This is a genomic window from Tractidigestivibacter scatoligenes, assembly GCF_001494635.1.
In the GTDB taxonomy this organism is placed as follows: Bacteria; Actinomycetota; Coriobacteriia; order Coriobacteriales; family Atopobiaceae; genus Tractidigestivibacter; species Tractidigestivibacter scatoligenes.
Window position 1 is genome coordinate 246,011 of sequence record NZ_LOJF01000011.1, and the last position, 26,362, is coordinate 272,372.

Sequence of the window (26,362 nt, forward strand, 5' to 3'; positions counted from 1 at the left end):
TGGGGCGGTGGAGTGGGTGCGGATGTGGCCACGCGCGGCTGCAGAAAACGCGGCCCCGGCGTCAATTTGACGCCCGAAAGCACGCTCTAGCAGCTATCACGTACAAAAGGCCCTCTCGGGCACCAATATGACACCGGAGGGCGAGTTACCGCAGCGATTTCGTACGAGGCCCCTTCTCGGGCGCCGTTTTCTCGCCGAAGCGTTGATTTTCACAGAAGCGCTGCCCAATTGGCTCCATGTGAACGAGTGGCAGAGCCCTCGCCTGCTGTATAGCTGGAGCCTTGCTCCCTCGGCTGCCGGGGTCCCTCAGTTATTGAACGTTTTTCTAGCGAGAAATGCATCTGCCCAGTTGCTGAGAATCACTTCACGAAAAACCGCGCAATAATTCTGTCCAAGCTCTTGAAACCTAGAAACCTGCGGCTTAGTAGCAACCCACAGGGAGCATCGCTGAGAATACCCGCAGGTAGAGGGGTTGCATTCCTCTCGCCAACTGCTACTAAGTCGTAGGTTTCTCGGGAAGCCCCACCGGGACGGGTGCGGCGAGAAGCCAGGCGCCCTGCCGCCCGGGAAGCCATCCCCTACTCGTGCACGTGGGCGCGGGGGTGCGCCGCCAGGTACACGCCGCGCACGTGCGTGCGGTCGACGTGCGTGTAGAGCTGGGTGGTCGAGATGTCGGCGTGGCCGAGAAGCTCCTGGACAACACGCAGGTCGGCGCCGCCTTCAAGCAGGTGCGTCGCAAAGCTGTGTCGCAGCGTGTGCGGATGCAGCCCCTGCACCCCCACCATGCGTCCCGCGCGCTCCACAATCGTGTGCACGGACTGGCGAGAGATGCGCCCGCCGCGCTGGTTGAGAAAGACCGCCTGGGTGGGCGTGCGCCCCACCAACCCCGGGCGCCACAGCTCAAGGTACTTCCCCATCACGCGCGCGGCAGACCCCATGATGGGCACCACGCGCTCCTTCGACCCCTTGCCAAAGACGCGCACGACCTCCTCGTCCAAGCGTACGTCGCGCAGGTCGAGCCCGCAGAGCTCCGAGACGCGCAGGCCGCAGCCGTAGAGCGTCTCCAGAATGGCGCGGTCGCGCTGGCCGGCTGCCGTCTTGGGGAAGGGCTGGTCGAGAAGGGCCTCGGCCTGCTCAACGCTTAGGACGTCGGGCAGACGCGCAGGCTTGGCTGGCAGCGGCAGGTCGGCCGTGGGGAAGTTCTCGCAGATCTCGTCCGCCACCATGAAGCGATGGAAGCCCTTGATGGCAGAGACCGCACGCTCGACGGATGCCGGCGCAAGCCCCACATCTACCAGGGCAGCGACGTGCGCCTCTATCGCTTGACGCGTCACGTTGTCGGGGCTGGTGATGCCCTCTCCCTCAAGCGCCGAGAGATAACGAGAAAGGTCGCGGCCATAGGCCGCGACCGTATTGGGTGAAGCGTTCCTCTCGATGGAGAGGTAGTTAAGGTACTCGCGCAGTGCACGCGAGAGGTCCATCGTGGCCATGAGCCCGGCAGGACGGCCCCGCGCTACCTGGGGTTCACGTCGTGACGGTCGACGCCCTCGTGGTGGGCGATGGCCGCACGGACGAACTCGCGGAACAGCGGCGCCGGCTTGGTGGGACGGCTCTTGAACTCGGGGTGGGCCTGAGACGCCACGAACCAGGGATGCATGGACTCGGGAAGCTCGACCATCTCGACCAGGCGGTTGTCAGGCGAGAGGCCCGAGATGATCATACCGGCGTCGGTGAGTTGCTTGCGGTAGGCGTTGTTGACCTCGTAGCGGTGACGGTGACGCTCGTAGATGAGCTCTTCGCCGTATGCCTCGGAGGCAAGCGTGCCAGGGACCACCTTGCAGGGATAGGCGCCAAGGCGCATGGTGCCGCCCTTGTCGGTAACGTCTTCCTGGTCGGGCATGAGGTCGATCACGGGATAGGTGCACTCAGGCTCGAACTCGCTGGACATGGCGCCGGGAAGCCCCGCCACATTGCGGGCAAACTCGCACACCGCCATCTGCAGGCCGAGGCACACGCCCAGGTACGGTACCTTGTTCACGCGGGCACGGTTCGCCGAGAGGATCTTGCCCTCGGTGCCGCGCAGGCCAAAGCCGCCGGGGACGAGAATGCCGTCGTAGCCGGCGAGCTCCTCGTCCACGTTCTCCTCGGTGAGCTCCTCGCCGTCGACGAGCTTGATCTCGACGTGGCGGTCGTAGTAGACGCCGGAGTGGTGCAGGGCCTCGATGACCGAGAGGTAGGCGTCGGGCAGTTGGGTGTACTTGCCAACCACGGCGATGCGGGTCTTCTCGGGCAAGGAGTTGGCCACGTGCATGGCGTCGGTGAAGTCGTTCCAATCGCTCATGTCGCGCTCGCGTGGCTCGAGGCCCAGCTTCTGGCAGACCTTCTCGTCAAAGCCCTGCTTGGCGAGGTGCATGGGCACGTCGTAGATGGACGGGCAGTCAGAGTTCTCGAAGACGCAATCCTCGTCCACATCGCAGAAGTGCGCGATCTTAGCGCGGATGGAGGCGTCGACCTCGTGGTCCGAACGGCACACGATGAAGTCGGGCTGGATGCCCATGGAGCGCAGCTCCTTGACGGAGTGCTGTGTGGGCTTGGTCTTGACCTCGTGTGCGGCGGCGATGTAGGGCACCAGGCTCACGTGGATGACCAGGGTGTTGCCAGCGCCCTTCTCCTTGCGGAACTGGCGCATGGCCTCGACGAAGGGCTGGCCCTCGATGTCACCTATGGTGCCACCGAGCTCGGTGATCACGACATCAGCCTGGGTCTGCTCCTCGATGCGCAGGAAGCGGGACTTAATCTCGTTGGTGACATGGGGAATCACCTGCACGGTGCCGCCAAGGAAGTCTCCCGCGCGCTCGCGCTGGATGAGCGACTGGTAAATAAGGCCCGTAGTGAAGTTGGACTCGCGGGTGAGGTTCTCGTCGATGAAGCGCTCGTAGTGGCCCAGGTCGAGGTCGGTCTCCTTGCCGTCCTCGGTCACAAAGACCTCGCCGTGCTGGAAGGGGCTCATGGTGCCCGGGTCAACGTTGAGGTACGGGTCGGCCTTCTGCATCATGACCTTGTAGCCGCGGGCCTTGAGCAGGCGGCCGAGCGATGCCGCCGTAATGCCCTTGCCGAGGGAGGATACGACGCCGCCGGTCACAAAGATGTGTTTTGTCATGTGGGTTTGCCTTCCCGTAGTGAAGCTGCCGTTTCTACGGGTCTTTATTCTAGCGCGAGAACCTTGCGGACGTGACACCGCTCACCGACTGCACACGGTTGTTCAGGTGGTTAGACCGAATAAACAGATTCGAGCCCTCGCTTCGCCGCAGCGCGCGTGGTTTTCAGGGGGGTCGCAAGTGATTGGGGTTGCGGACGATTTCTTGGACCATCCTACCCCGCAAGCCCCCTGTGCCTAAAATTTGCGGTTGCCGGCCCTTTTTGGGTGAATCGCAGAGTACGAAGCCTCTAACTTTTTACAGAGCCGCAGGTAGGTAAATGGCACCTCTGGGGTGATACTAAGCGGAACCCCGAATTTTTACCGGCAACCGCAATTTTTGGGCAGGCTGCATCCGTTGGATGGCAAGAGTCTCCCTCCGGAACGCGAGAACTGCCTCCGGGCCTCGGATGCACGCATCCGAGGCCCGGAGGAAAGTCGAATTTCGCTGGGAGCGAACATCCTAGAGGTACTTACGCCAGTCATCATCATCGTCGGCGTCCTCCGTCTCGGCAGCGCGCTGGGACGCACGCTGTGCCGCAAGCTCGGCGCGGCTCTGGTACGGGGCGTCGTTCTTCTCGGGGAAGGTGGCAAACGCGTGCTGGAAGACCTCGAGGTTCTCGTCGGCGCGGCCGCGCGGCACGGGAAACGTGATCTTGGAGGCCACGTGCGTGCCGGAGGCAAGCTCTGCGCGGAAGAGCTCCGCCACGGTTGCCGCGTCCCACCCAAAGGCGCCGCAGCCAAAGGCCCCCAGCACCAGCTTGTCGTAGCCGAGCTGGTCGGCGATGGCCATCACGAAGGCGATGCGCTCGCGCATGGCCGTGAGCAGGGCGTCGTCCGCAACGTGGTAGTCCACCCTCGCGCGCACCGCGTTGGGTGCCGCGCACACGATGACATCGGTATAGGAGTGGTACTTGTCGCGCTCGAAACGCACGGCAGGCACGACAAGGGCGCGATTGCGGTAGAGCTCGCAGTTGATGTTGCGTCGTCGGTTCTCGCCATACCAGTCGCGCTTCTGCGAGAGCACGTTGTAGAGGAACGACTCCGAGCAGAGCGCCTCCTCCTGCGCCCAGGCGCCACGCTCGTAGCCACCGCCGGGGTTCACGAACGAGGCAAAGTCGAGCATAGCCATGTCGCAGCGGCTCGCGATGCCACGGCCAAGCCGCAGGACCGCCGAGGCACTATCTTCCTCGACAACCTCGACCTGGGGCACCACACCCTCGCGGGCGGGCACGGCAGGCATGCCGTTTATCTCGCGCGTCCCGGCAAGCGACGACGCAATCTCTGCCGAGAAGAGCTGGTCCATCCGGGCGATGTGCCGTGCGGCAAGCTGCGTGCGGCTTGGTCCACGCCGCGCACCACCCGCGTTCCTGCCGTTGCGCTGACGCTGACGTTCTCTATCTTGTGCCATCGGAATCCCCTCCGTAGCTGTTACCTGCGTGTTCGAGCATCTCGCGCGCGTGGGCGAGCGACGCCTCACTCGTGTCACCCGAGAGCATGCGCGCAATCTCCGCGACGCGTGTCTCTCCCTTGACCTCGTCAATCTTAGTCTCGGGCGGCTCGCCTGCGGCGGGAGTCACCTTATGCACCAGGTAGTGCCTGTCCGCCATGACGGCGACCTGCGCCAGGTGCGTGACCACAATGACCTGGTGTGTGCGGGCAAGGTCGCGCAGCACCTGTGCGAGCGCCACGGCCGTGGCGCCACCCACGCCGGCGTCCACCTCGTCAAAGACGAGCGTGTCGCAGCCGTCAGCATCTCCCAGGGCCACCTTGCAGGCAAGCATCACGCGGCTCACCTCGCCGCCTGAGGCAATGCGCCTGAGCGGCCGCGCGGTAAGGCCAGCGGCTGGCCGGTAGAGAAACTCCACGCGGCTTGGCCCCATGCTCCCCCACTGGTCGCGCGGCAGTCGCGTCTGCGAGACAGTAAGCGATGCCGAGCCCATCTCGAGGCGCGACATCTGGGCGCTGACCTCGGCCGAGAGACGCGGTGCACCCTTCTCGCGCACGGCATCCAGCGCGTCGGCGGCGTGGGCGAGCTTCTTCTCGGCGGCGTCGAGCGCCTGCTTGGCGCGCTTCTCGGCCTCGTCGCCGCCCTCGCTTGCCGCCACCACAGCCGCGGCCTGCTCGCGTCGGGCAAAGACGTCCTCCATGCGCGGGCCAAAGCTGCGACGCAGGCCCTCGAGGCGAGAGAGGCGCTGCTGCATCTGCTCGAGCGACTCCGGGTCCCACTCCACGCCGTCAGCGTAGTCGCGCAGGCTCGATGCCACGTCCTCGATGTCGATGAGAGAGGACTCGAGGGCATCTGCCCAGGTACCGAGCTTGGCATCGTAGTTCGAGGCGTCTCTCAGTGCGCGGACCGCCGCCGAGAGCGCATCCGTGGCGCCGCCATCGCCCGCAACCAGGTTGTGCGCGCCAGAGGCGGCGGCCACGAGCGCCTCGGCATGCTCGGCACGTGGCAGGGCCTCCTCGAGCTCCTCGTACTCGCCCTCCTTGGGGGCCACCTCGTCGATCTTCCTGAGCGTGAACTCGGCCTCCTCGAGCTTCTCGGCGCCAGTGCGCGAGAGCTCGCGCACGCGCTCGAGCTCGTCTGCCGCCGCACGCGCCGCGGCAAGCGCGTCCTGGTAGGCACCAAGCGCTTCCGAGGCCTCCTCGCCCAGCCACGCGTCGAGAATCTCCACGTGCGAGGCAACGGAGAGCAGCCTCTGGTGCTCGTGCTGCCCGCAGAGGTCGACCGTCCTGCCAACGCCCGACGCCAGCTCGCGCACGGAGCCCATGCGACCGTCTATCTCCACCCGACCACGGCCGTCGGCCGAGACGCGCCTGCGCACCACGCAGCCATCGGGGTCTCCCCCGCGCTCGAAGAAGCGCCCCTCGACCTCGAGGGAGTCCGCCCCCTCGCGCACCGAGCCGGCGTCGGCGCGCTCCCCCACCAAAAGCTTGATGGCCGAGAGGAGCGCCGTCTTGCCGGCGCCCGTCTCGCCCGTGAGCACCGTGAGGCCGGAAGAGGGCTGGATGGTGGCGTCCCGAATGAGCGCGACGTCGCGCGCGTGCAGCTCATCGAGCATCAGCGACCCGCCCTGCCGTAGAAGACGCGCGAGACCGAGTTGTAGAAGCTCTGCGCGCTGTGATCGAGGAGGAGGATGTCTCCCGGGCCGCGGCGCACCGTGGCGTGCACGGGCACGCCCTCCTGGCGCTGGCGCACGTTCTGGCCATCGGCAAAGAAGTGGCGCGCAACCGGGCGCTCGGGGCTCATCTCGATTTCGACGATGTCCGAGGGCGCCGTGAGAAATGCGCGGGCCATGATGGTGTGCGGAGCGATGGGCACGCAGACCATGCCCGAGAACTCCGGCGTTACGATGGGGCCACCCGCGGCAAGCGCGTAGCCAGTCGACCCAGTTGCGGTGGAGACCACAAAGCCGTCGCCGCGCAGCGTGTCGATGTGGTTGCCCGAGACCGAGACCTCGAACTGGACCATGTCGCCCTGGCCGCCGCGCGAGACCGCAAAGTCATTCAGAGCAAAGCTGTTCACCTGGTAGGCGCTGCCATCCTCGCACGCAAAGGTGCTCTCGATGGCAAGCGTTGCCCTGTGCGAGACGTGCAGCTTGCCGTCAAGAGCACTCTTGACCGTCTCGATGAGCTTGTCCGGACCCGCCGTAGTGAGAAATCCCAGGTGGCCATAAGAGATGCCCAGCATGGGAATCTGCGTGTAGCCCACAATGCGCGCGGCACGAAGCAGCGTGCCGTCTCCGCCCAGGGAAACCACAAGCTGGCAGGCGGAGGGGTCCTCGATGTAGTCCGGGTAGCGCTTCTTGTCATGAGCCCACACGGCCTCGACGCCCTGGCCAGAAAGCCAATGCTCAAGGGCATGCGCGCCTTCCACGGCATCCGGGCGCGCGTAGTTTGGGACGATAAAGACCTTCACGCAAACCTCCAGCCAAACAGGTGTACGGAGCACAACCTAGAGTGTACCCCCACTCGCTAGGCCAGGGCCACCGCTCCCCCGCTAACGACCGCCTTGAGGTCGAGGGCGGTAGGTGCCGAACCGCGCCGGCCAAAGAGGAGGTACTCAACGTTGCCCTTGTGACCGCGCACGGGACTCTCGCAGCAGCCCACCGGTCCAAGGCCGGCATCCGCAAACGCCGCTGCGATGCACTCCAGCGCATGCAGGCGAACCGCCGGATCGCGGACCACGCCACCCTCGCCCACCTGGTCGCGGGGGGCCTCGAACTGGGGCTTTACCAGCGTGAGAAAGGCCCCGTCCGCCGAGAGGAGCGAGAGGACCGCAGGCAGCACGGTCGTCACCGAGGTGAAGGAGACATCGCAGACGGCAAGCTGGATGGTGCCCGTGCGCTCTGGCGTGGGGACGTCAACGATGTTCGTGCGCTCGAGGAGGGTCACACGGGAGTCGCTTCTCAGCGACCAATCAAACTGCGCATAGCCCACGTCCACCGAGAGGACCGAGGCGGCACCATGCTTGAGGAGGCAGTCAGTAAAGCCACCGGTAGAACACCCCACGTCGAGGCAGGCAAGCCCCGTGGGGTCAACGTCAAAGGCCTGAAGGCCACGCTCAAGCTTGAGGCCGCCGCGGCTCACAAAGGGGATGTGGTCGCGCACGTGAAGGACGATGCCCGGCTCGACCTGCTCACCCGCGCGCTCGAGGCGGCGATCCTGCGTCGAGACCTCGCCTGCCATCACGGCGCGCATCGCGTCCTCGCGGTTGGAGAAAAAACCCTGCTCGACCAGCTCGTCATCAAGCCTGCGGCGGCGTGTCACGAGGCGTTGCCGCCTTCGGTAGCGTTTTTTGCGTCGGCGGGCGCGGCGTCGGGTGCAGGCGCGGCATCGTTCTCGGGCTTCTCGGCGCCCTTTTCACCGGGCGCGCCGTCGTCGGCGAGCATGGCCTTCTCCTCGGGCGAGAAGTCCGTGGCATCGACAAGCTCTACTGCCTTCGAACCCAGCGCGATGGCCTCGTCGAAGAGGTCGAGCGAGCGCTCGAGCGACACGTCGCGGTCGCGCACGGCGCCCACGATGTCATCGAGACGTCGCGTAATCTGGTCGAAGCTCTGGTACTGGGAGACGTCGGGCTTGGCCATGGCTACTCCGCGGTGTCGTCCGCGACGGGGGCGTCATCGGGAACGTCATCGGCGACAGGTGCCTCGGCGAGGGGCTCCACGTCCGTCTCGTCTACAGCAGGAGCTTCGCCCGTCTCGTCCTCTGGCGCGTCTGCCTGAGACTTTGCCGCCGCGTGAAGCGTCTGGCGGGCCTTCTCGTACACGTCGACGCCAGCGTTCACGTCCGCGGCGATGCTGCCCAGAACGCCATTGATGAAGCGCGGGGACTCGTCGGTGCCAAATGCCTTGGCAAGCTCAACGGCCTCATCGATGGCCACGGCTACCGTGATGTCGTCCTCCTCGATCATCTCGTAGAGGGCAAGCCGCAGGATGTTGCGGTCCACGATGGGCATGCGGGAGAGGCTCCAGCTAGCGGAGCTGGCGCGAATCACGGCGTCGATGGCATAGCGGCGCGAGTCCACCCCCAGGGCAAGCTCCTGACCGTACGGGTCGAGCGGACCATCGCTTATGGCGTAGTCTCCCGAGAGCACCTCCTCCACCGTGCGGTTGTTGACATCGGCCTGGAAGAGGAGCTGTAGGGCTTGGGCGCGCGCGAGGGTGCGCCCTCCAAAGCGACCGGACACGTTACTCCTTGGGGAAGACGAGGCTGTCAATGCAGACGTCCACCGCGGTCACGCCAACGCCCACCTGCTCGGTAATGGCGTTCGCGACCTCGCTGCGGACGTCAGCCGCAAGCTTGGTGAACGGGTAGCCGTAGAAGACGGCAAGATGCACACAGATGCGCAGGCCGCCGTCCTCGACAGAGGACTCGACGGCGGACTCGGGCGCAACCGAGTTGCTGGTGAAGACGCTGATGAGGCTCGAGGTGATGTCGTTGCCACCCACGGAGGCAACGCCCTCGACGCGCTTGGCAGCGAGAGAGACGACGGTGGAGATGACTCGCTTGGAAATGCCGATGCCAGAAACGTAAAGCTCGCTTTCGGCCATAGGTGGCCCTCCTTGTGCTCGGTTCGTTGCCGTCAGGCGGCGGGCGCGCTTGTCCGCCGCAGACCCCAAACACTGCCAGTATAGACGTTGCCAACGCTTGGGACGCAGACGCCCGCGCGGCTGTGGCCACGCGGGCGCGTGTGCGGTTGAGATGGCGCCAGCAGCGTCTGCGCTAGACGTTAGACACGCGCGACAAACTTGCCGTCGCGGGTGTCGACCTTGATCTTCTCGCCCTGGTTGAGGTACATGGGAACCTGAATGGTGGCGCCGGTCTCGATGACGGCAGGCTTGGTGCCGCCCTGGACGGTATCGCCCTTGAAACCGGGGTCGGTCTGGGTGATCTCGACTTCGATGAAGGTGGGCGGCTGCACCGCGTAGAGAACGTCGTTGGCGTACTGGAGAAGGCAGATGTCGTTCTCCTTGAGGAACTTGTCGTTGTCACCGATGAGCGCCCTGTCAACAGGAATCTGCTCGTAGGTCTCGGTGTCCATGAACCAGAAGGAGGTGCCGTCGTCGTAGAGGTACTGCATCTCGCGGGTACGCATGTCGACGCTCTCGAACTTGGCGGACTGCTGGAAGTTCTCCTCGTTCACGCGGCCGGTGCGGATGTCGCGGTACTTGGTACGGACGTAGGTGTTGCCCTTGCCAGGCTTGACGTGCTGGGCCTCGAGAATGACGCAGTCCTTGCCCTTGATGTTGACGCCAAGGCCAGCCTTGAGGTCGGTGATGGAAAGTGTAGCCACGAAAAGGTCTCCTTCTCCCTTGCCCGGGCACACCGGGCATTTTCGTACGGCGGTAGAGTATAGACGCCTTTGCACGGCAGCGCGACCTGCTCGGAGCGTCTTCCAAAAACGTGCAAAAAGGGAGCACGAGCAGCCCGGTGTTTGACAGACGCCCGAAGGCGCGTTTTGGCAGCAAGTGCGTACGGAACCGCCGCTCCGGCGTCATTCTGGCGCCGGAGGGCACGTTACCGCAGCGATTACGTACAAAGATGCTGCTCCGGCGCCAATTTCTCGCCCGAAGGCGCGTTTTGGCAACAAGTGCGTACGGAACCGCCGCTCCGGCGTCATTCTGGCGCCGGAGGGCGCGTTTCTGTCGGCCGCCTCAACGCCCCCTTGCCCTAGTGCCCAAGTCGGCCGATGGTGTTGTTCCACAGTCCCTTTGCCCCAGCCCCAACAACCTGGAAAAAGGAAGGCGAGCGCAGAAGGTGATCCGCAGGCACGTGCTCGCGGATGGCGCGCAGGCATGCCTTGTTGTCACCAGTCGAGAAGGTAAAGTGACGGCCGTCCTTCACGAAGATGGCGAAGCGGGGAATCGTCTTCTTCGCAATAACCGACGCCGAGACGTAATCGACCTCGTCCCAGGGAATCTGGATGTAGTCCTCGACGTTCTTCTCGTTGTAGTACTCGAAGGCCACGTCGCCCAGCATCACGTTTCCGCCGGAAGTGAGCCCGTCGAGGTTGGTCGCACGGTCCGTGTAGTCGACCTTCGTGTTCTGAGACTGCGCCATGTGGTGGCACCCTCCTCGATTCCGTACTACAGGCAACGGCGATAACAGCCGCCGCACCTTCCCCCAGCAAAAACGGAGCCGCACCCCACCAGCGTAGCAGGGTGCGGCCCACGGTGCGCGCCTTCTCGTTGACGCGACGTCCGGATGCCCGGAGCAGAAGGCTAGAGCAGCCCGATGAGGTGACCGACAATACCCACGCCAAAGAGGGCGAGGATGATGACGATCGGCGAGACGTTCTTCTTCAGCAGCTTGCACACGAACAGGGTGAGGGCCACGGCTGCGAGGCCGGGGATCAGGGAGTCGAGGTTCTGCTGGAGGGTGGTGACCTTCATCTGGTCAAGGCCGTTGGCACCGAGCTTGGCGTACTGCGTGAGCGCGCTCTTGATGCCCTCGGCATCGCCGGTGATGGTCGACCAGTCAATATAGGCACCAGCCTGCTGCTGCATCGTGGAGACAACCGGCTTGAAGCTGATGGTGACCCAGCGCTCGACCAGAGCGCCAATGACGAACATGCCAAGGATGGAAGCGCCCTCGGTGATCTTGCCAAGCTTGCCGCCCGAGAGGTCCTTCGAGATGTCGGCACCGGCCCTGTAGCCAGCCTCCTGGGTGTACCAGAGGAATGCAAGGCGGATGACGTTCCAGAGCACGAAGAACAGGATGGGGCCAAGCGGAGAGCCGCCCAGTGCCAGGGAGGCACCAAGGGCACCCAGCAGCGGGCGCACCGTATACCAGAAGACAGGGTCGCCGACGCCGGCGAGAGGACCCATCATACCAACCTTGACGCCCTGAATGGTGACGTCGTCGATGGGCTCGCCGTTGGCGCGGCCCTCCTCGAGGGCGAGGGTGACGCCGATGACGGGGGCGGAGACGTACGGGTGCGTGTTGTAGAACTCGAGGTGACGCTTCAGGGCCGCGATCTGGTCATCTCTGTTGGGATAGAGCTTCTTGATCGCAGGAATCATGGCGTAGCACCAGCCGCCGTTCTGCATACGCTCGTAGTTCCACGAGCCCTGCAGATACTGGTGACGGTTGCACACCGCAAGACGATCCTGCTTGGTAAGGTGGATGCCCTTCTCCTGAATCTCTTCTGCCATTGCTAATCACACTCCCTTGCTAGCCTAGTAGTTGTCGATGATGTCGCCCAGGGGGTCGCCGGAGCTCACGGCACCGGAGCCGCCGTTCTGCTTGGCGTACTCCTTGAGGCCAAGGTAGATGAAGGCCAGGGAGAGACCAATGACGCCAAGGGCGATAAGGGTGAGCTGGGAGATGGCAGCGAGGACGAAGCCGAGCGCGAAGAAGGGCCAGACCTCCTTGGTGGCCATCATGTTGATGACCATGGCGTAGCCCACGCAGCAGACCATGCCGCCGCCAACTTCCATGCCCTTAGAGAGCCAATCGGGCATAGCGTTGAGGGCCGCGGTCACGGCGTCGCCGGGGATGAAGCAGAGGGCTGCGGCCGGGATGGCGATACGGGCACCCTGCATGCAGATTGCGACGATCTGCCAACGCTCGATGCCGGCCATGTCGTCATTCTCGGCGCACTTGTCCATGCCGTGGACCATAGCCGTTGCGATGGTGCGGCAGACCATGGTGAGGAAGAGGCCAGCGACGGACAGAGGCACAGCAACGGCGATGGAGGTGGTCATTGCCTCGGTGGGGTCGGAGCCGCCGTTGATGGCGATGACCATGAGGATGGCGGATGCAACGGAGGCGAGAGCCGCATCAGGGGCAACGGCAGCGCCGATGTTGGCCCAACCAAGGGCGATCATCTGAAGCGAGCCGCCCAGGAGGATTCCCTCCGAAGGGTGACCGGTCACAAGGCCAATGAGCGTGCATGCGACCAGAGGCTGGTGGAACTCCCACTCGTCGAGGATGCCCTCCATGCCTGCCAGGAAGGCAACAATGATCACGAGCAAGACTGATATTGGTGACATAACCCCTCCTTATCCCTACTTGTTGGCTGCCTGCGCGGCAAGCTCATCCTCGGCCTTCTTGATGATGGCGTCGTAGGACTCTGCCTTGTCGGCCGGGACCTTGCGGATGTCGAACTCGACGCCCTTGGACTTGATCTTCTCAAGGGTGTCAACGTCGTCCTGGTCCATGGCAAGCGCGTTGGTCACGACGACCTTGCCCACAGAGTGGGCCATGGAGCCAAGGTTGAGCTTCTTGACGGGCACGCCGCCCTCGATGGCGCGGAGAGCGTCCTGCGGGGTCTCGAAGAGGAGCATGGCGTGGGTGTTGCCAAAGCGGGGATCCTTCGCGATCTCGCAGATCTTCTTGATGGGAACCACGTGCACGTGGACTCCTGGAGGGGCCGCCTGGATAATCATGGTCTTGCGGAGCTGGTCCGAGGCAACGCCGTCGGAGCAAACGATGATGCGGTCGGGGTTGGCCGCCTTGGTCCAGGTGGTTGCCACCTGGCCATGGAGCAGGCGGGTATCGACGCGCGCGAACACAATCTTGATGTGACCGTCGCCGATGACTGTCCCCTCCGGAATAGCGCCGGTGAGTGCAGCAGCAGGTGCCGCAGCAGCCGCAGGTGCGGCCTCCTTGGGCTCAAGCTCCTCCGGTTTGATGCGGATGCCGTTCTTTGCCTCAGTGAAGACATCCTTGGCGATGGCAGCCGCCGTGTCCTCACTCAAGCGATCGCCGTAGGCCTGGATAAGCATGGGCAGGTTGAGGCCCGTCACCATGACCCAGTCCTCGTGGCCCTCGCTCGCAAGCAGGCCGTTGACCTGGTTGAATGGGGTGGCGCCCCAAAGATCGACAAAGAAGAGCACATGCTCCTGCTCATCGAACGATGCGACGGCATCCTTCAGCTTCGCCTTGAGATCATCGGGACCCATGTCAGGCGTCAGGGTCACAGCAGCGACGTCCTTCTGCGGCCCAAAGATCATCTGGCCGGATTCCATGATCCCCTCGGCGAACTTGCCGTGGCTGGCTAGAACGATACTGACCATTCTTCCTCCTTACGCATATCTCGTACCGCCAACAGATAACGCGTCAAATGTGAAGAGGCATTCATGCTTTTTTCTCCCATCCTTCACGCCTCGTTCACACCGGCTTCACATTATAAAACACAGAGAGCTTTCGATTATGCGGAAAACCGTTGTTAGGAAAAATAGGACTTGGCCGAGCGTCTTTGCTTGTCGTGCCGATTACCAGCTTGAATGGTAATTCCGCATTGAGATATTTGTTTATACAAGTTGGTGAACGGTTGTGCTTGATACTTTTTTTGACGAGAAGGTCAAAAAACGACGAGGTCAGACTATACGTTTTCTCTAACGCCGTTCACCGATTCATTTACCGCAAACGGGAAATTGCAAAGGAGCGTCCCTCTCTTTTATGTAAGGCGAAAAATACGCCGGCCGAGAAGCGCGCCCACAGACAGACCGAGGGACGTTATCGCAGGGATTACGCACGAGATGGGTCTCCGGGCGTCAAGTCGACGCCGGAGGGCACGTTGCAACAGAAATCCCGTCGAAATGGGCCCACGGGCGCCAGAATGACGCCGAGGGGCACGTTGCAGCAGCAACTACGTACAAAAGAGCCCCTCCGGCGCCGAAATGACGCCGGAGGGGCAAACAGCGCAAACGGGCAAAGCGTCACACTAGCAGGGAATGCACACCAGCTCGTGCGGCGACTGGGTGAAGACCTCGTAGCCGTTCTCGGTCACGATGCCAAAGTCCTCCACGCGCACGCCAAACTGACCAGGCAGGTACGTACCCGGCTCCACGGTAATCACCGAGCCGGCAGGGATGGGCTTGTCGTTCCTCATGTTGAACATGGGCTGCTCGTGAATCTCCAGGCCCACACCGTGGCCAAGGCCGTGCACGAAGCAGTACTCAGGGAAGCCCGCCTCGCAGATGACCTTGTGCGCAAGCTCGTGGATCTCGCGGCCAATGACGCCAGCGTGAATGGCTGCCTCGCATGCCTCGTTCGCAGCGCGCGTTGCCTCGTAGACCTTGCGCTGGAGGTCGCTTGGCTCGCCCACGCAAACCGTGCGCGTCATGTCGGAGTGGTAGTCGTGGTAGCCGGCGCCATAGTCCATCACGATCATGTCACCGCGCTGGATCAAGCGCTCGCCGGGCTGTGCGTGGGGGTTTGCCCCGTTGGGGCCGGAAGCGATGATCGAGTCGAAGGAGAGCGAATCGGCACCGTTCGAGAGCATCCAGCCCTCCAGCTCGGCGCGGACCTGCTGCTCGGTGAGGCCGGGTTTGATGTAGCCGCAGATGTGCTCGAACGCCGCGTCGGTGATCGATTGCGCGTGGCGCATGAGCTCGACCTCCTCGGCATCCTTCACGATGCGCAGCCCAGCAATGTCGCCATGGAGGCGTGGCGCGAGGACGGCCACCGACGCTTTGGCGCACTCCTCGCCAAGCGCGTCGAAGAACGCGAGGTCGCAGGTGTCCTCAACGGCCACGACGCGCGAGCGGGTCTCGCGGATGCGCTGCGCGGCCCACCATGCGGGGCTCACGATGTCCATGTCGAGCTTCCAGGGGGTGTCCGCGCCAAGGCGGCTCTGGAAGGTGCCGTAGTAGCGTGAGTCGGTGTGGAGCCACAGCCCGTCGGCGGTCACGAAGGCAGTATGGGCCACCTCGTCGTCGAAGGTACGCTCGGCTCCAGTAAGCCAGCGAAGGTCGGGGTTGTTGCGAAGAATCGCTGCGTCATAACCCCTCTCGGCCATGAGCGCGCGGAACCTCTCGACGCGAGCGGCGCAGGCTTGTGCATCTGCCATGATTCTCTCTTCTCTCTTGCAAACGGACAATATTGACGAGTAACGCCGCCAGCAAGCGGCGGCATGTGCGAGAAGCGCTACCTTGAGGAGCACCACGCGGCCGTGTGCTCGGCAAGCTGGTCGTCCTCGACGGCCGCAAGCCGCACGCGACCAAGCGCACGCGGAAGCTCCAGCATGAACTTGTTCGAACGACGGAAGCGCTCCGCCTTGAGCGCGGCGGCCATGGCCTCTGGATCAACCTCGCACTCAACGAAGCCCAGGCCAAGGCGGTCAAGCAGCTCGTCCTGCGTGAGCATGTCATCAATCGAGAACCCACCCTGCGCAACAGAAAGGCGCGCCGAGAAGCGCATGGCCTCGGCAAGCAGGGTCGAGGAGGGAACGTCCTCCCCCACCAGGGGACGAAGCGCACGCATGAACGTTGTGCCATAGCCAATTGACTGGCGCACGGCCACGGAGGTGGACGAGATAATCTTGCCACGGCTCTTCATGCAGTCGACCATCTGCTCGCAGATGGCGGCGCGGTCGAGCGCGGCAATGTCGTTGGCGCGGTCAAAGAGCCGGCCAAACGTCTTGTCGGAATCTGCCATGGCACTGGCCACAAAGAGCGCGCGAGCGAAAAGGGCCGCCTCGTCGGTGCGCGTGGCGTCAATAACGTCGAGGTCGCAGTAGACGTAGCGCGCAGTGCCGTCCTGCGTGATCATCTGGTCTGCACCCGGCAGGTCAAGGGCGAGAGGGGTCACACCGGCGAGTAGCGCGGTTGTGGGGTCGAGAGGAACCTGCGCGAGCGTCATGCCTCCGCACCACGTGTGGCAGGCAAACGATGCCGTAGAGAGGGCACGCACGCCGCCCACGGCAACGGCAACGTCGTCGCCGGTTGCACCGGTCTCAGCGATTCCCTCGTACAGGGATTCGAGCGCCGCAGTTGAGGAGGCGTCCGGACCAGACGGGAGGTCGACCATGTGCACGAGAAAGCCCACGTCGGAAAGGTCGCGGCGAATGGTCTCGACGACGTCCGCCGGAGCCTCGGGCACGGTTGCGAGTACCGCAGCGCGGGGCTTTCCCACGTAGGCGCGCAGGTCGTTGCCCATGTTGCCCACAAGGTCATCACCCACGCGGGCGTCAAGGGAGTTACCACGGAGGTTTACCCACTGGCGCTTCGCACGAATGCGCACGGGGGCATCATCCTCGGACTCGGCCTCCGCAGCGGCCTCCGCTGCGGGTGCAGCCTCCGTCGCAGGGGCCGCAGCCACGCTCTTGGCGTCTTCGCCTTCGCGCTCCCCCGCGTCCTTCTCAGCGTCCGCTACTTGGCTGTTCTCGCTCACAAAAGCCCCCTCTCCCAGAGCAGCTGGCCGGACTCGCTAGCCACCTGCTCGAAGGTCCTGTTTCGAATGTCGATGGTGATGTCGGCCGTCTGCTGGTAGAGCGGACGGCGGTGACGGAAGAGCGCCCGGGCGTGCGAGGCGTCGCCCAGATCGGGGCGCCTCTCGGGGCAGCGCATCTGACGCAGGGAGTCAGACAAATCCCCGTCGAGATAGACCACAACCCCCATGCGGTGCATGAGCTCGCAGTTCTCGGGCCTCTCGACCACTCCCCCGCCGCAGCTCACCAGCAAGGACTTTCGAGACGCGAGACCCTCCAGGACCTTGGTCTCCTCGTCGCGAAAGCCCTCCTCGCCACGAGAGGCAAAGACGTCGCGCACGCTCATGCCAAGGGCCCGCTCCACCAGCTGGTCGGTGTCAACATAGGGCCGACAGAAGAGCTTGCCAAGGTTGCGTGCGAGAGTGGACTTGCCTGCGCCAAGAAACCCCACGAAGAAGATGTGGTCGCAACCCTCGTGGATGACGTAGCCCTCGCCCAACTTGTTCTTCCTTGCTCCCGTGCACGTACCTGACCGCTTGATTCTATCACCCGTCACTGCAGCCAGACGCACCGGGGCCCTCGCCCTCAAACTCGACACCACGCAGGACAAGCGCCTCTCCCAGCCTAAAGATCTGCGTGTACCAGAGGTCGCGACGCGACTGCGGCCGCACAAGGATGGTGCGCACGCCCGCAAGGTTGCCGGCAAGGATATCGGTGAAGACCTGGTCGCCCACAATGACCGTCTGCTCGGGTCCCACGCCCATGCGTGCCATGGCGACCCAGGCCGAGAATGGCGCAGGCTTCATGGCATGGTCGACCACGCGGCAGCCCAGCTCGCACGCGGAGGCCGCTACCTCGCCCGAGTGGAAGTTGTTCGAGAGCAGGCATGCCGAGATGCCGGCGTCGCGCAGGCGCCCAAGCCACGCCTTTACGGCAGGCGGCGCTACGTGGGTGTCCCTGGGCACGCAGGTGTTATCGCGGTCGAGAAGGACCAGACGCACACCTGCCGCAACAAGCGTGTCAATGTCAATCAGGTCAACCGAGGCAACGTAGCGCGTGGCTCGGAAGGGCGAGAGGGACCCAAGCGCCATGTCACTCACGCCCCCGAGTTCTGGGCAATGATCTGTTGGTGCTCCTCGTACGTCTCGGAGAAGGCATGCACCGAGCTTGTGATGTAGAAGTAGTAGTAGCTGGTGTCCTGGGGGTTTGCCGCCGCCGTGAGTGATGCCAGACCAGGGTTGCAGATGGGCGTAGGCGTGAGCCCCATGTTGGTGTAGGTGTTGTAGGGGTCATCCTGCGTCAGGTCGTCTGCGGTAACCTCACGGCCCAGCGTGTAGGCAAGCGTCGCGTCGCTCTGAAGCGGCATGCTGGCAGCAATGCGGTTGTAGAAGACCGACGAGATGAGTGTGCGGTCGTCGTCGGTCAGGGCTTCCTTCTCGATGATGGAGGCCATGGTGAGCACGTCATAGTTGGTAAACGACGTGCCGTAGCGCGCCTCCAGCGCCTGGCGGGCGGTATCGAGGTCGAGCGTGGCAATCTCTGTCTGGTACTGCGTAAGCATCGCGCGGATGACCGAGTCTGCCGTGACCGTCTGACCGCCAAAGTCGTAGGTCTTGGGGAAGAGGAAGCCCTCAAGCGAGTCGTTTGCCGCCTCGGAGAGGAACGGATAGTCGGCAACGTAGTTAGAAGCCTTTGCCTGGGCGATAAAGTCGCTGGAAGAGATGCCGAACTTCTCCTCCACAAGCGAGGCAATCTGCGCCACGGTGTAGCCCTCGGGGACCTGCAGCGTCGAGGCCGTGGAGTTGGGGCCAGCCATAAGCTGGTTGATCACGTTTGCGTCAGAAGAGCCGGTGAGCAGGGAGTACGTGCCACTCTTGAGCTTCTGCTCGACGTTTTGCTTCTGGACCTCCTGTAGGAAGGAGGAGGTATCCGAGATGACCCCCGCGTCCTTGAGGATGGACGCGATGCCTGCCGTGGTCGAGCCATCGGGAATGGTGACCTCGACCTCCTGACCAGCCACTACCTGCGTGCCACCAGAGTCAGACCCCTTGGTGAGCCTGGGAAGCACCAAGACGAAGAACAACGCGACAAACGCAGCCACGCCAGCGAGAACCGCCACGATAACGGTGACGCCCTTGGGTCCCGTTCCCCGACCGTTCCCACCACGCCTGCGGCCCCTGCCCTGGGCGCCGGCACGCCTGGTGGCGGCTGCGGTACGCGCGGAGACATGGCTTGTCGTACCGCCAATGGCACCGGTGGACCCAGGAGCCGACGCACCTGCGCGCCGATTCGCAGCCGAACGGCTGGCCGGGCGGCTAGTCGCGGCAGCAGGAGACTGCCTCGGAGAAGCAGCGTTGGTCCCCTGCAATCCCTCCTCGGGCGCACGGAAGTGCGCCGCGCGGCGATGGGGCTTCTCGTTGTTTTGGTTGTTTGTGGGCATGTCGTTTGCCTCTCAGACCATAGGTCCTACCTGCCGAGCATCAAGCCAGGCCTGCAGGAATAGCGATGCGGCGACCATGTCTACCTTGCCGCGCATGGATTTCTCAGAGAGCCCCTGCTCGCGCAGGATACGTTTGGCCTCCGCCGAGGAGAGCCTCTCGTCCTCAAACTCGAGGGGCAGGCCCGTGGCAGCGGAGATGCGCTCGGCCACCGCGCGGACGCGCTCGGCCTGGGGTCCCTCCTCTCCCGCCATGGTGAGTGGGCGCCCGCAGACAAGGACCTCGGGCTCCCAGTCCTCAAGCACCCTGCGGAAGCTGCGGGCAACCGAGGAGACCTCGGCCGCCGGGAGCACGCACACCGGCGTGGCGATGCGCCCCTGCGGGTCGCTCACCGCCACGCCGACGCGTGTCTCGCCAATGTCGAGCGCAAGGGCTCGCACCTACGCCCCCAGGGCAGCCTTGGCCGCATCAAGGGCAGCGGCGATGCCAGAGGCGTCAGAGCCACCTGCCTGCGCCATGTTGGGCCTGCCGCCGCCGCGGCCGCCCACGAAGCCGGCAATCTCCTTGATGATGTTGCCCGCCGAGAAGCCCGCGGCCACCGCAGACTCGGTGCCAGCGGCGAGGAGCGCCACCTTGCCGTCGGGCGTGGTGGAGGCCACGACGCACGCGACGGGCTCGCCCTTTGCGCCGTCGCGGATGGAGTCCCAGACGGAGCGAAGATCCTTGCCGGAGATGCCGTTGAGCTTGGTGAAGACGCAGCGGTATGCGCCCAGGTCCTTGGCATTGCGCAGCGCGGCAGCCACGACGTCGCCCGAGGCAGAACCCTTGGCCACGCCAATGTTGCGCTTGGCCTCGCGAAGCTCGTCACGCATCTGGGAGACGCGCTCGGGGAGGTCGGCGGGACGGCACTTGAGCGTAGCCGCCGCCTGGTCCATAAGCGCGAGCCTCTCGTCCACATACTCGATGGCGCCCATCGAGGTCACGGCCTCGATGCGTCGGGCGTTGGAGCCAACGGAGCTCTCGGAGACGATCTTGAAGATGCCCAGGTCCGCGGTGTTGCGGGCGTGGGTGCCGCCGCAGAGCTCGCGCGAGAAGGGCTTGTCGGAGCTGCCCGTGGAGACCACGCGCACGCGCTCGCCGTACTTCTCGCCAAAGAGCGCGACGGCTCCCGAGGCCTTGGCCTCGTCGATGCCCATGACCTCGGTCACGATGGGCTCGGCCGCGAAGATCTCGGCGTTGACCATGCCCTCGACGCGGTCAAGCTCGTCTTTGGTCATGGCCTCGAAGTGCGTGAAGTCAAAGCGCAGACGATCTGGGGCAACAAGCGAGCCGGCCTGGCTCACGTGGTCGCCAAGGACCTTCTTAAGCGCGGCGTCAAGCAGGTGCGTGGCCGTGTGGTTGCGGCGGATGAGCTCGCGGCGGCCGTGATCGACCACGGCGGTCACGCGGTCGCCCACCGAGATGGCTCCGTCGGTGACCTCGGCCACGTGGCCCACGAGGCCGCCCTCGTGGTGCAGCGTGTTGGTGACGCGTGCGGGGCCAACGATGCCGGTGTCGCCCACCTGGCCGCCCATCTCGCCGTAGAACGGCGTGCGGTCGAGCACAAGCTCGACCTGGTCGCCCGTCGCGGCCTCCTTGACCGACTCGCCGTCGCGCACGATGGCCACAACCTCGCAACCAGAGAGCTCGTCGTGGTCGTAGCCGTCGAACTCGGTCGCGGGGAGGCTGTCGGAGAGGGCAACCCAGACGTTGTTGGCCTTGCCCCAGGCGTCGCGGTTGGCCGTGGCGCGGGCGCGCTCGCGCTGGGCCTCCATGGCGGCGTCGAAGGCGTCCATGTCGACGGAGTGGCCAGCAGCACCAGCGATCTCACGCGTGAGGTCGATGGGGAAGCCGTAGGTGTCGTGCAGGGTGAAGGCAACGTCGCCCGAGAGGGGCTCGCCCTCGCCCAGACGAGAGAGCTCGGCCTTGAGCTGCTCCTCGCCGTTGTCGAGGGTTGCGCCAAAGCGCTCCTCCTCGGCGTTGATGATGCCGTCAATGAGCGCCTGCTGCTCGACGAGCTCGGGGTAGGTGTCGCCGAGAAGGCGCGTGACCTCGTGGGCGTAGGTGGTGAGGAACTGGCCCTTGATGCCCATGAGGCGACCATGGTAGACGGCGCGGCGGAGAAGGCGGCGCAGCACGTAGCCACGGCCCTCGTTGGAGGGAAGGATGCCGTCGCCAATCATGAACGTGACGGCACGGGAGTGATCGGCCACGATGCGCAGGCTCTTGTCGGTAGTCGCGGAGTCGTGGTAGCGCACGCCCGCAAGGCCCTCGCCCACGCCGATGAGGGTACGCAGGATGTCGCCCTCGTAGTTGGAGCCCTCGTGCTGCATGATAGCCGCGATGCGCTCGAGACCCATGCCCGTGTCGATGTTGCGGTGCGGCAGCTCCGGCATGGAGCCGTCCTCCTGGCGGTCGTACTGCGTGAAGACGAGGTTCCAGAACTCGAGATAGCGGTCGCCGTCGTCGCCGGGCTTCTCGCCCTCAAACTCGGGACCCTGATCAAAGTAGATCTCGGAGCAGGGGCCGCAGGGGCCGGTGGGGCCGGCGGCCCAGAAGTTGTCCTCCTCGCCCAGGCGCGAGATGTGATCGTAGGGAACGCCCTGCTCGTGCCAGAGCTCGATGGCCTCCTCGTCGTCCTTGAAGACGGTCATGTAGAGGCGGTCCTTGGGCAGGCCCAGGTGCTCGGGCGACGTGATGAACTCGTAGGCCCACTCGATGGCGTTGGCCTTGGTGTAGCCGCCAAACGAGAAGTTGCCCAGCATCTCGAAGAACGAGAGATGGCGCGCGTCGCCAATGTTGTCGATGTCGTTGGTGCGCAGACACTTCTGACAGGAGCAGGCGCCAATCTCCTTCATGGTCTTGGTGCCCTGGTAGTACTCCTTGAACTGGTTCATGCCGGCGTTGGCAAGAAGCAGCGACGGATCATCCGGCACGAGCGAGGAGGATGGGTAGAGCTTGCAGCCCTTGCCCTCGAAAAACTTGAGGAAGTCCTCACGAATCTCTGCCGTGGTCATGGTCTTGTAGTCAGACGCGCTCATGTCTCTCCTCGTCTGTGGACGACGCCGGAGCCTTGGCCGCCGGGCTGGTGTCGTCGCCGTCCTGCTTGTTGGTTGCAACGTTCCTATTTTTACTCATATCGGCCGCGTACACAGCGTTTTCATGGTCATTACTTGCATTTTTTGTCACCTTGCGCGCGCGTGACCACGCAGACGAGGTCACAAGGCGCGTGCTTTCAAAGAACTTCTCATCATCCAGGGCGTCATAGACGGCTTCCACGTTGCCCTGGGCGTCTTGGTGCGGGGTGCTCTGGAAGAGCGCGCCATCCTCGGAGACAAGCTGACGCTTGGTGCGCGTCTCGAAGTAGTAGACAAAGACGCCACGGATGGCGGCCGTGAGCGGGATGGCGAGAACCATGCCGATGATCCCGCCCAGGCAGTTGCCAATCACGATGCCTACGATGGAGAGGACGGGGTGGATCTTGACGGCCGAGCGCATGATGAGTGGCGAGATGACGTTGTCCGTCACGTTGGCCGCGACCACCATCACCACGAGCGACCAGAGCGCGAGCCAGGGGCTCTCGAAGAGGGCGAGCAGCGTGGCGAGCGCCGCCGAGACAAACGGGCCGATCACGGGCACAAAGTGCATGAAGAACGTGATGATGGCAATGAGGCCCGCGTAGGGATGGCCGAGAAGCGCTAGCCCCAGCCACACGGCGATGCCGTTGATGAACGAGCAGATGAGCTGTCCGCGCATGTAGCCACCCATGGAGCGGCTCATGACGGCGAGGAGCAGCGTCATGTCGTCCTTGCGAGAAGGGCCGGCGATCATGGCAAGCTCGCGCACGATCACGGGGTAGTCCTTGGCAAACCAATACGCAAGGATGAGCGCCAGGAAGAAGTTCACAAGGTTGTCCACGGTATCGAAGAGCCCCGAGACGGCGCCGTTCGAGAGCTGGCGCACTGTGTCAGAGGCCATAGAGCTGCCGGCGGACGAGACGGTTTGGACGATGGAGTTGACCATGTTCTGCAACTGCTCGTTGTCCGAGGTTCCGTAGCTCTCCCAGAAGTTTGAGAGGGCGTCCTGGATGCTTCGGATGTAGCTGGGGACCTGGCGCAACACCTCGACGGACTGCTGGACGAAGGTGCCGCCGAGAACCACGATGACCGCCGCGAGCACCGCCAGCACCACAAGAAGCGAGACGAGAGCGGAAAGCGCCCTGGGAACGCGGCGGTCCTCGAGCGCGTTGGTAATGGGACTGCAGATGAAGCCGATGATGATGCCCATGAGCAGCAGCTCGACCGCATCGCCAATCATCGAAAGGCCGCGCACGGCGAGGACAAAGACCGCGATGGCGCCTACTATTGCCCAGGCAACCACCAGGCGCCTGCGCCAAGCAGCGTACTTCTCGTCAGCGTCCTTGTTCCCCACCGGCATCTCCCCTCGTATTCGAGCACCTCATTGTAGCAAGGTGGGGTGTTATGGCCGTTGGGAGCAAAGGACGGACGAGAACCGCGCGGCTGCCACACAAAAAACGGCACCGGAGCCGAAGCCCCGGCGCCGCAGATGACGCTACTTGCTCATAAGGCCCTCTGGGTCGATCTTCTCTTGCACGCGGCGGAGCGTGCGGCGAAGGAGGCGCGAGACCTGCACCTGCGAGATGCCCAGGCGCTCGGCAATCTCGACCTGCGTCATGCCCTCGAAGAAACGCATGCGGATGACGTCCTTCTCGCGCGGCGAGAAGTCCCTGATGGCATCCTCGAGGACGATACGGTCGTCCGAGGCGGCAAGGCTCTCGTCCTCGGTGGCGTAGTGGTCGATGACCGAGGGGGCGTCATCGTCATCCGAGGAGCCGCCTCCCTCGAGCGGCACCGAGCTATAGGCGCTCGAGGACTCCATGGCCTCGAGGACGTCGTCGACGCTTGCGCCCACGCGCTTGGCAATCTCCTCGACGGAGGGGCTGCGCGAGAGCTCGTTGGTAAGCTCGTCGTTTGCCTGGTTGACCTTGGCAGAGAGCTCCTGCAGACGCCTTGGCACGCGGACCGACCAGCCCTTGTCGCGGAAGTGACGCTTTATCTCGCCCAGGATGGTTGGCGTGGCGTAGGTGGTGAACTCGAGGCCTCGCGACGGGTCGAAGCGGTCGATGGCCTTGATGAGGCCGATGGTACCCACCTGGATGAGGTCGTCCAGGGGTTCTCCCCTGTTCTTGAACTTGGACGCGAGGAAGCGGACCAGGTTGAGGTGGCTCACGATAAGCTGGTCGCGTACCTCGGGGTCTCCCGTGGCCTTGTACTGGCGGAAGAGCTCGCGCGTGCGGTCCTTGTCCCAGGCGGCCTTCCCCTTTGGCGTGCGGTGAAGCGAGCGGTGGCGGGCCCTCTCGGCACGCGCCTCCGACGCCTCGCGTACGGCGCGCTCCTCCTCGGTCTCCTGCGTGCTGGGCGCATTCGCGGCGTTTGGCGTGTTCGCGGTCTCCTGCGCGTTCGTGGTGCTGGCGCTAGGCATTCTTCACGTCCATTCGCTTGGAGAGGTGCAGCGTGCGACCGTCCTCCGAGATGCTGAAGTCGTCGCACACGGCGCCGAGAAGGACCTCAACCAGGTCGATGGGCTGCGGCTCGCCGGAGGGGTCTGTGGCCTCGTCAGGGTCTTCGTCGCCGAGGGAGAAGTCTGCGGTCATGCCGTCCGGCGCAAGGCCAAAGACGATGTCGCAGGTGGCGGGCCTGGTCGCGCAGGCGTAGACAAAGCCCTCCTCGGCGGCCATGCGCACGTCCTCGACGTCGTCCACGCTCATGTCGCAGCAGACGGCAAGGTTGGAGGCGGTCATGCGAACTGCTCGGGCGAAGCGCGCCTCCGCGGGAACGCTGAGCTTGACGATACTGGTGCTAGGCATTGTTCTCCTCGCCATCTGCCGCGGCCTCCGTGGTGGAGACGGGCGCGGCGTGCCTGGGCTTGTGGGGCTGCTTCTCTGCGGCGGAATCGGTGTCCGCAGCGGGTGCGGGGTCTGCGGCGGATGCGGTCTTCTCGGCCTCGACCGGCGCGTAGGTCACATACGCGGTGGTGTGCTGCGGGGCGGGCGCGGCGTTCTCCTCAGCCTTCTCGCCTTCCTTGCCCGCTGCGTCCTCGAGGCGCGCCTGGGGCGCCTCGCCCTTGCCCACGAGCTTGGAGACCGCTCCGGCAACGGCACCAGCGGCGCCGGCAACGCCCTTGCTTACCGTGTCCGTCACGGCAGAGGCCGTGCCTGTGACCGTGGAGACGTCACCCAGGATGCTGTTGAGGCTATCGAGGCTCTGGGTGGCCCCATCGATGGTCTCGCCAGCCTTGACGAGGAGCGGGTTGACCTGCTTCATGGCGGGGTCGAGGTCGTCGACCATGCCGTCGACCTTGGCAATGATGGGCTGCACCTGCGCGATGGTCTCGTTTGCCGAAGTAGTGACCTCGTCGACGGAAGCGCGCGCCTTGCGGATGGTAAGCGCAAGCTCGACCACGGCCCAGATGGCCACGATAACAAGCACGACGAGGGCGATGTCCAGAGGACTCATCTTGTGTCCCTTCTCTTGCGACGCTCCCTTAGGGACTGCCTAGGGACACGGCGCACCACACGTACGCCGACATTCTACCCGTTTGCATGAACTTGGACGCATGCCAGACACCTGTTGAACGGCAAAGGCTCTGGGGGGCGAGATGGACGTGGCGTCGGAGCTGGGGCGAGGGGTTACGTGCGCGCTCGCTGCGGAAATGCGCCTTCGGGCGAGAAAACGACGCCCAAACGATGATTTCGTACGCACTTCCTGCGGAAACTCACTCTCCGGCGCCGATTTGGCGCCCGTGGGCACATTATCGCAGCAAGTGCGTACGAGACCGCCGCTGCGGCGTCTTTTTGGCGCCCGAGCGCACGTTATCGCAGCTACCACGCACAAAAGGGCCCTTCCGGCGTCGACATCTCGCCGGAAGGCAAATTACCGCCACGGTGCTTCAATGCCGCGCCATTTCGCCGTTTAGGAATTTCTCGAACGGTTAGGGCGGCCTAAC

25 protein-coding genes are annotated in these 26,362 nt (G+C 64.3%); all 25 read right to left on the reverse strand.

From position 1 onward, the window contains the following. Positions 1-578: 578 nt before the first annotated feature. Complete coding sequence (gene xerD, locus AUL39_RS09730) at positions 579-1,481, reverse strand: site-specific tyrosine recombinase XerD (protein ID WP_059055833.1); 903 nt, start codon at positions 1,479-1,481, stop codon at positions 579-581. A 32-nt stretch (positions 1,482-1,513) separates the two neighbouring features. Further along, positions 1,514-3,160 (reverse strand): CTP synthase, encoded by a 1,647-nt coding sequence (locus AUL39_RS09735; protein ID WP_059055736.1) that lies wholly within the window; start codon positions 3,158-3,160, stop codon positions 1,514-1,516. A 499-nt stretch (positions 3,161-3,659) separates the two neighbouring features. Then, positions 3,660-4,607: a TIGR02452 family protein gene (locus tag AUL39_RS09740; protein WP_059055738.1), complete on the reverse strand. Its 948-nt coding sequence runs from the start codon at positions 4,605-4,607 to the stop codon at positions 3,660-3,662. Then, positions 4,594-6,261, reverse strand: coding sequence for a DNA repair protein RecN (recN, locus tag AUL39_RS09745; RefSeq protein ID WP_059055740.1), 1,668 nt, complete (start codon positions 6,259-6,261; stop codon positions 4,594-4,596). The genes AUL39_RS09740 and recN overlap by 14 nt, the downstream gene beginning before the upstream one ends. Then, positions 6,261-7,118, reverse strand: coding sequence for an NAD(+)/NADH kinase (locus AUL39_RS09750; RefSeq protein ID WP_059055742.1), 858 nt, complete (start codon positions 7,116-7,118; stop codon positions 6,261-6,263). The genes recN and AUL39_RS09750 overlap by 1 nt, the downstream gene beginning before the upstream one ends. 56 nt (positions 7,119-7,174) lie before the next feature. Next, the gene (locus AUL39_RS09755; RefSeq protein ID WP_059055743.1) at positions 7,175-7,969 is read right to left on the reverse strand and encodes a TlyA family RNA methyltransferase; all 795 of its coding nucleotides are present in this window, start codon (positions 7,967-7,969) and stop codon (positions 7,175-7,177) included. Continuing rightward, positions 7,966-8,286 carry an exodeoxyribonuclease VII small subunit gene (locus AUL39_RS11490; protein ID WP_059055745.1) on the reverse strand — a complete coding sequence of 107 codons (321 nt, stop codon included), beginning with the start codon at positions 8,284-8,286 and terminating at the stop codon, positions 7,966-7,968. Before AUL39_RS11490 ends, AUL39_RS09755 begins: the two co-directional genes overlap by 4 nt. A gap of 2 nt (positions 8,287-8,288) precedes the next feature. Next, positions 8,289-8,888: a transcription antitermination factor NusB gene (gene nusB / locus AUL39_RS09765; RefSeq protein WP_070807620.1), complete on the reverse strand. Its 600-nt coding sequence runs from the start codon at positions 8,886-8,888 to the stop codon at positions 8,289-8,291. Position 8,889: 1 nt separating this feature from the next. Beyond that, positions 8,890-9,252: an Asp23/Gls24 family envelope stress response protein gene (locus AUL39_RS09770; protein ID WP_059055746.1), complete on the reverse strand. Its 363-nt coding sequence runs from the start codon at positions 9,250-9,252 to the stop codon at positions 8,890-8,892. Between the two features lie 179 nt (positions 9,253-9,431). Then, positions 9,432-9,995 (reverse strand): elongation factor P, encoded by a 564-nt coding sequence (gene efp, locus AUL39_RS09775; RefSeq protein WP_032110903.1) that lies wholly within the window; start codon positions 9,993-9,995, stop codon positions 9,432-9,434. Between the two features lie 377 nt (positions 9,996-10,372). Beyond that, on the reverse strand, positions 10,373-10,762 hold the full coding sequence (locus tag AUL39_RS09780; protein ID WP_059055748.1) for a DUF956 family protein: 390 nt from the start codon (positions 10,760-10,762) through the stop codon (positions 10,373-10,375). Between the two features lie 161 nt (positions 10,763-10,923). Beyond that, positions 10,924-11,856 (reverse strand): PTS system mannose/fructose/sorbose family transporter subunit IID, encoded by a 933-nt coding sequence (locus AUL39_RS09785; RefSeq protein WP_153001621.1) that lies wholly within the window; start codon positions 11,854-11,856, stop codon positions 10,924-10,926. A gap of 24 nt (positions 11,857-11,880) precedes the next feature. Beyond that, positions 11,881-12,696, reverse strand: a complete 816-nt coding sequence (locus AUL39_RS09790) for a PTS mannose/fructose/sorbose transporter subunit IIC (RefSeq protein ID WP_059055750.1) — start codon at positions 12,694-12,696, stop codon at positions 11,881-11,883. 15 nt (positions 12,697-12,711) lie between these two features. Next, positions 12,712-13,722: a PTS sugar transporter subunit IIB gene (locus AUL39_RS09795; protein ID WP_059055753.1), complete on the reverse strand. Its 1,011-nt coding sequence runs from the start codon at positions 13,720-13,722 to the stop codon at positions 12,712-12,714. A 650-nt stretch (positions 13,723-14,372) separates the two neighbouring features. Next, on the reverse strand, positions 14,373-15,500 hold the full coding sequence (locus AUL39_RS09800) for a M24 family metallopeptidase (RefSeq protein WP_059055755.1): 1,128 nt from the start codon (positions 15,498-15,500) through the stop codon (positions 14,373-14,375). 77 nt (positions 15,501-15,577) lie between these two features. Then, positions 15,578-16,822 (reverse strand): hypothetical protein, encoded by a 1,245-nt coding sequence (locus tag AUL39_RS09805; RefSeq protein ID WP_082667368.1) that lies wholly within the window; start codon positions 16,820-16,822, stop codon positions 15,578-15,580. Continuing rightward, positions 16,819-17,358, reverse strand: a complete 540-nt coding sequence (locus AUL39_RS09810; protein ID WP_082667369.1) for a shikimate kinase — start codon at positions 17,356-17,358, stop codon at positions 16,819-16,821. Before AUL39_RS09810 ends, AUL39_RS09805 begins: the two co-directional genes overlap by 4 nt. 46 nt (positions 17,359-17,404) lie before the next feature. Beyond that, complete coding sequence (locus AUL39_RS09815; RefSeq protein ID WP_059055841.1) at positions 17,405-17,950, reverse strand: YqeG family HAD IIIA-type phosphatase; 546 nt, start codon at positions 17,948-17,950, stop codon at positions 17,405-17,407. Between the two features lie 5 nt (positions 17,951-17,955). Beyond that, positions 17,956-19,299 carry an endolytic transglycosylase MltG gene (gene mltG / locus AUL39_RS09820; RefSeq protein ID WP_070807621.1) on the reverse strand — a complete coding sequence of 448 codons (1,344 nt, stop codon included), beginning with the start codon at positions 19,297-19,299 and terminating at the stop codon, positions 17,956-17,958. Positions 19,300-19,311: 12 nt separating this feature from the next. Further along, on the reverse strand, positions 19,312-19,737 hold the full coding sequence (ruvX, locus tag AUL39_RS09825; protein WP_059055759.1) for a Holliday junction resolvase RuvX: 426 nt from the start codon (positions 19,735-19,737) through the stop codon (positions 19,312-19,314). Beyond that, positions 19,738-22,377 (reverse strand): alanine--tRNA ligase, encoded by a 2,640-nt coding sequence (alaS, locus tag AUL39_RS09830; RefSeq protein ID WP_059055761.1) that lies wholly within the window; start codon positions 22,375-22,377, stop codon positions 19,738-19,740. Beyond that, entirely contained in the window at positions 22,364-23,767 is a 1,404-nt protein-coding gene (locus AUL39_RS09835) for an AI-2E family transporter (RefSeq protein ID WP_160327075.1), read from the reverse strand. The genes alaS and AUL39_RS09835 overlap by 14 nt, the downstream gene beginning before the upstream one ends. A gap of 141 nt (positions 23,768-23,908) precedes the next feature. Beyond that, positions 23,909-24,838 carry a SigB/SigF/SigG family RNA polymerase sigma factor gene (locus AUL39_RS09840; RefSeq protein ID WP_082667370.1) on the reverse strand — a complete coding sequence of 310 codons (930 nt, stop codon included), beginning with the start codon at positions 24,836-24,838 and terminating at the stop codon, positions 23,909-23,911. Continuing rightward, on the reverse strand, positions 24,831-25,223 hold the full coding sequence (locus AUL39_RS09845) for an ATP-binding protein (RefSeq protein WP_059055766.1): 393 nt from the start codon (positions 25,221-25,223) through the stop codon (positions 24,831-24,833). Before AUL39_RS09845 ends, AUL39_RS09840 begins: the two co-directional genes overlap by 8 nt. Next, positions 25,216-25,872, reverse strand: a complete 657-nt coding sequence (locus AUL39_RS09850; RefSeq protein ID WP_059055768.1) for a DUF948 domain-containing protein — start codon at positions 25,870-25,872, stop codon at positions 25,216-25,218. The genes AUL39_RS09845 and AUL39_RS09850 overlap by 8 nt, the downstream gene beginning before the upstream one ends. Positions 25,873-26,362 lie beyond the last annotated feature (490 nt).

Bases quoted from the DNA above. Each gene is read 5' to 3' on its own strand.
- xerD (WP_059055833.1), bottom strand. From the start codon at position 1,481: ATGGACCTCTCGCGTGCACTGCGCGAGTACCTTAACTACCTCTCCATC.
- AUL39_RS09735 (WP_059055736.1), bottom strand. From the start codon at position 3,160: ATGACAAAACACATCTTTGTGACCGGCGGCGTCGTATCCTCCCTCGGC.
- AUL39_RS09740 (WP_059055738.1), bottom strand. From the start codon at position 4,607: ATGGCACAAGATAGAGAACGTCAGCGTCAGCGCAACGGCAGGAACGCG.
- recN (WP_059055740.1), bottom strand. From the start codon at position 6,261: ATGCTCGATGAGCTGCACGCGCGCGACGTCGCGCTCATTCGGGACGCC.
- AUL39_RS11490 (WP_059055745.1), bottom strand. From the start codon at position 8,286: ATGGCCAAGCCCGACGTCTCCCAGTACCAGAGCTTCGACCAGATTACG.
- AUL39_RS09770 (WP_059055746.1), bottom strand. From the start codon at position 9,252: ATGGCCGAAAGCGAGCTTTACGTTTCTGGCATCGGCATTTCCAAGCGA.
- AUL39_RS09780 (WP_059055748.1), bottom strand. From the start codon at position 10,762: ATGGCGCAGTCTCAGAACACGAAGGTCGACTACACGGACCGTGCGACC.
- AUL39_RS09785 (WP_153001621.1), bottom strand. From the start codon at position 11,856: ATGGCAGAAGAGATTCAGGAGAAGGGCATCCACCTTACCAAGCAGGAT.
- AUL39_RS09790 (WP_059055750.1), bottom strand. From the start codon at position 12,696: ATGTCACCAATATCAGTCTTGCTCGTGATCATTGTTGCCTTCCTGGCA.
- AUL39_RS09795 (WP_059055753.1), bottom strand. From the start codon at position 13,722: ATGGTCAGTATCGTTCTAGCCAGCCACGGCAAGTTCGCCGAGGGGATC.
- AUL39_RS09800 (WP_059055755.1), bottom strand. From the start codon at position 15,500: ATGGCAGATGCACAAGCCTGCGCCGCTCGCGTCGAGAGGTTCCGCGCG.
- AUL39_RS09815 (WP_059055841.1), bottom strand. From the start codon at position 17,950: ATGGCGCTTGGGTCCCTCTCGCCCTTCCGAGCCACGCGCTACGTTGCC.
- mltG (WP_070807621.1), bottom strand. From the start codon at position 19,299: ATGCCCACAAACAACCAAAACAACGAGAAGCCCCATCGCCGCGCGGCG.
- alaS (WP_059055761.1), bottom strand. From the start codon at position 22,377: ATGAGCGCGTCTGACTACAAGACCATGACCACGGCAGAGATTCGTGAG.
- AUL39_RS09840 (WP_082667370.1), bottom strand. From the start codon at position 24,838: ATGCCTAGCGCCAGCACCACGAACGCGCAGGAGACCGCGAACACGCCA.
- AUL39_RS09845 (WP_059055766.1), bottom strand. From the start codon at position 25,223: ATGCCTAGCACCAGTATCGTCAAGCTCAGCGTTCCCGCGGAGGCGCGC.
- AUL39_RS09850 (WP_059055768.1), bottom strand. From the start codon at position 25,872: ATGAGTCCTCTGGACATCGCCCTCGTCGTGCTTGTTATCGTGGCCATC.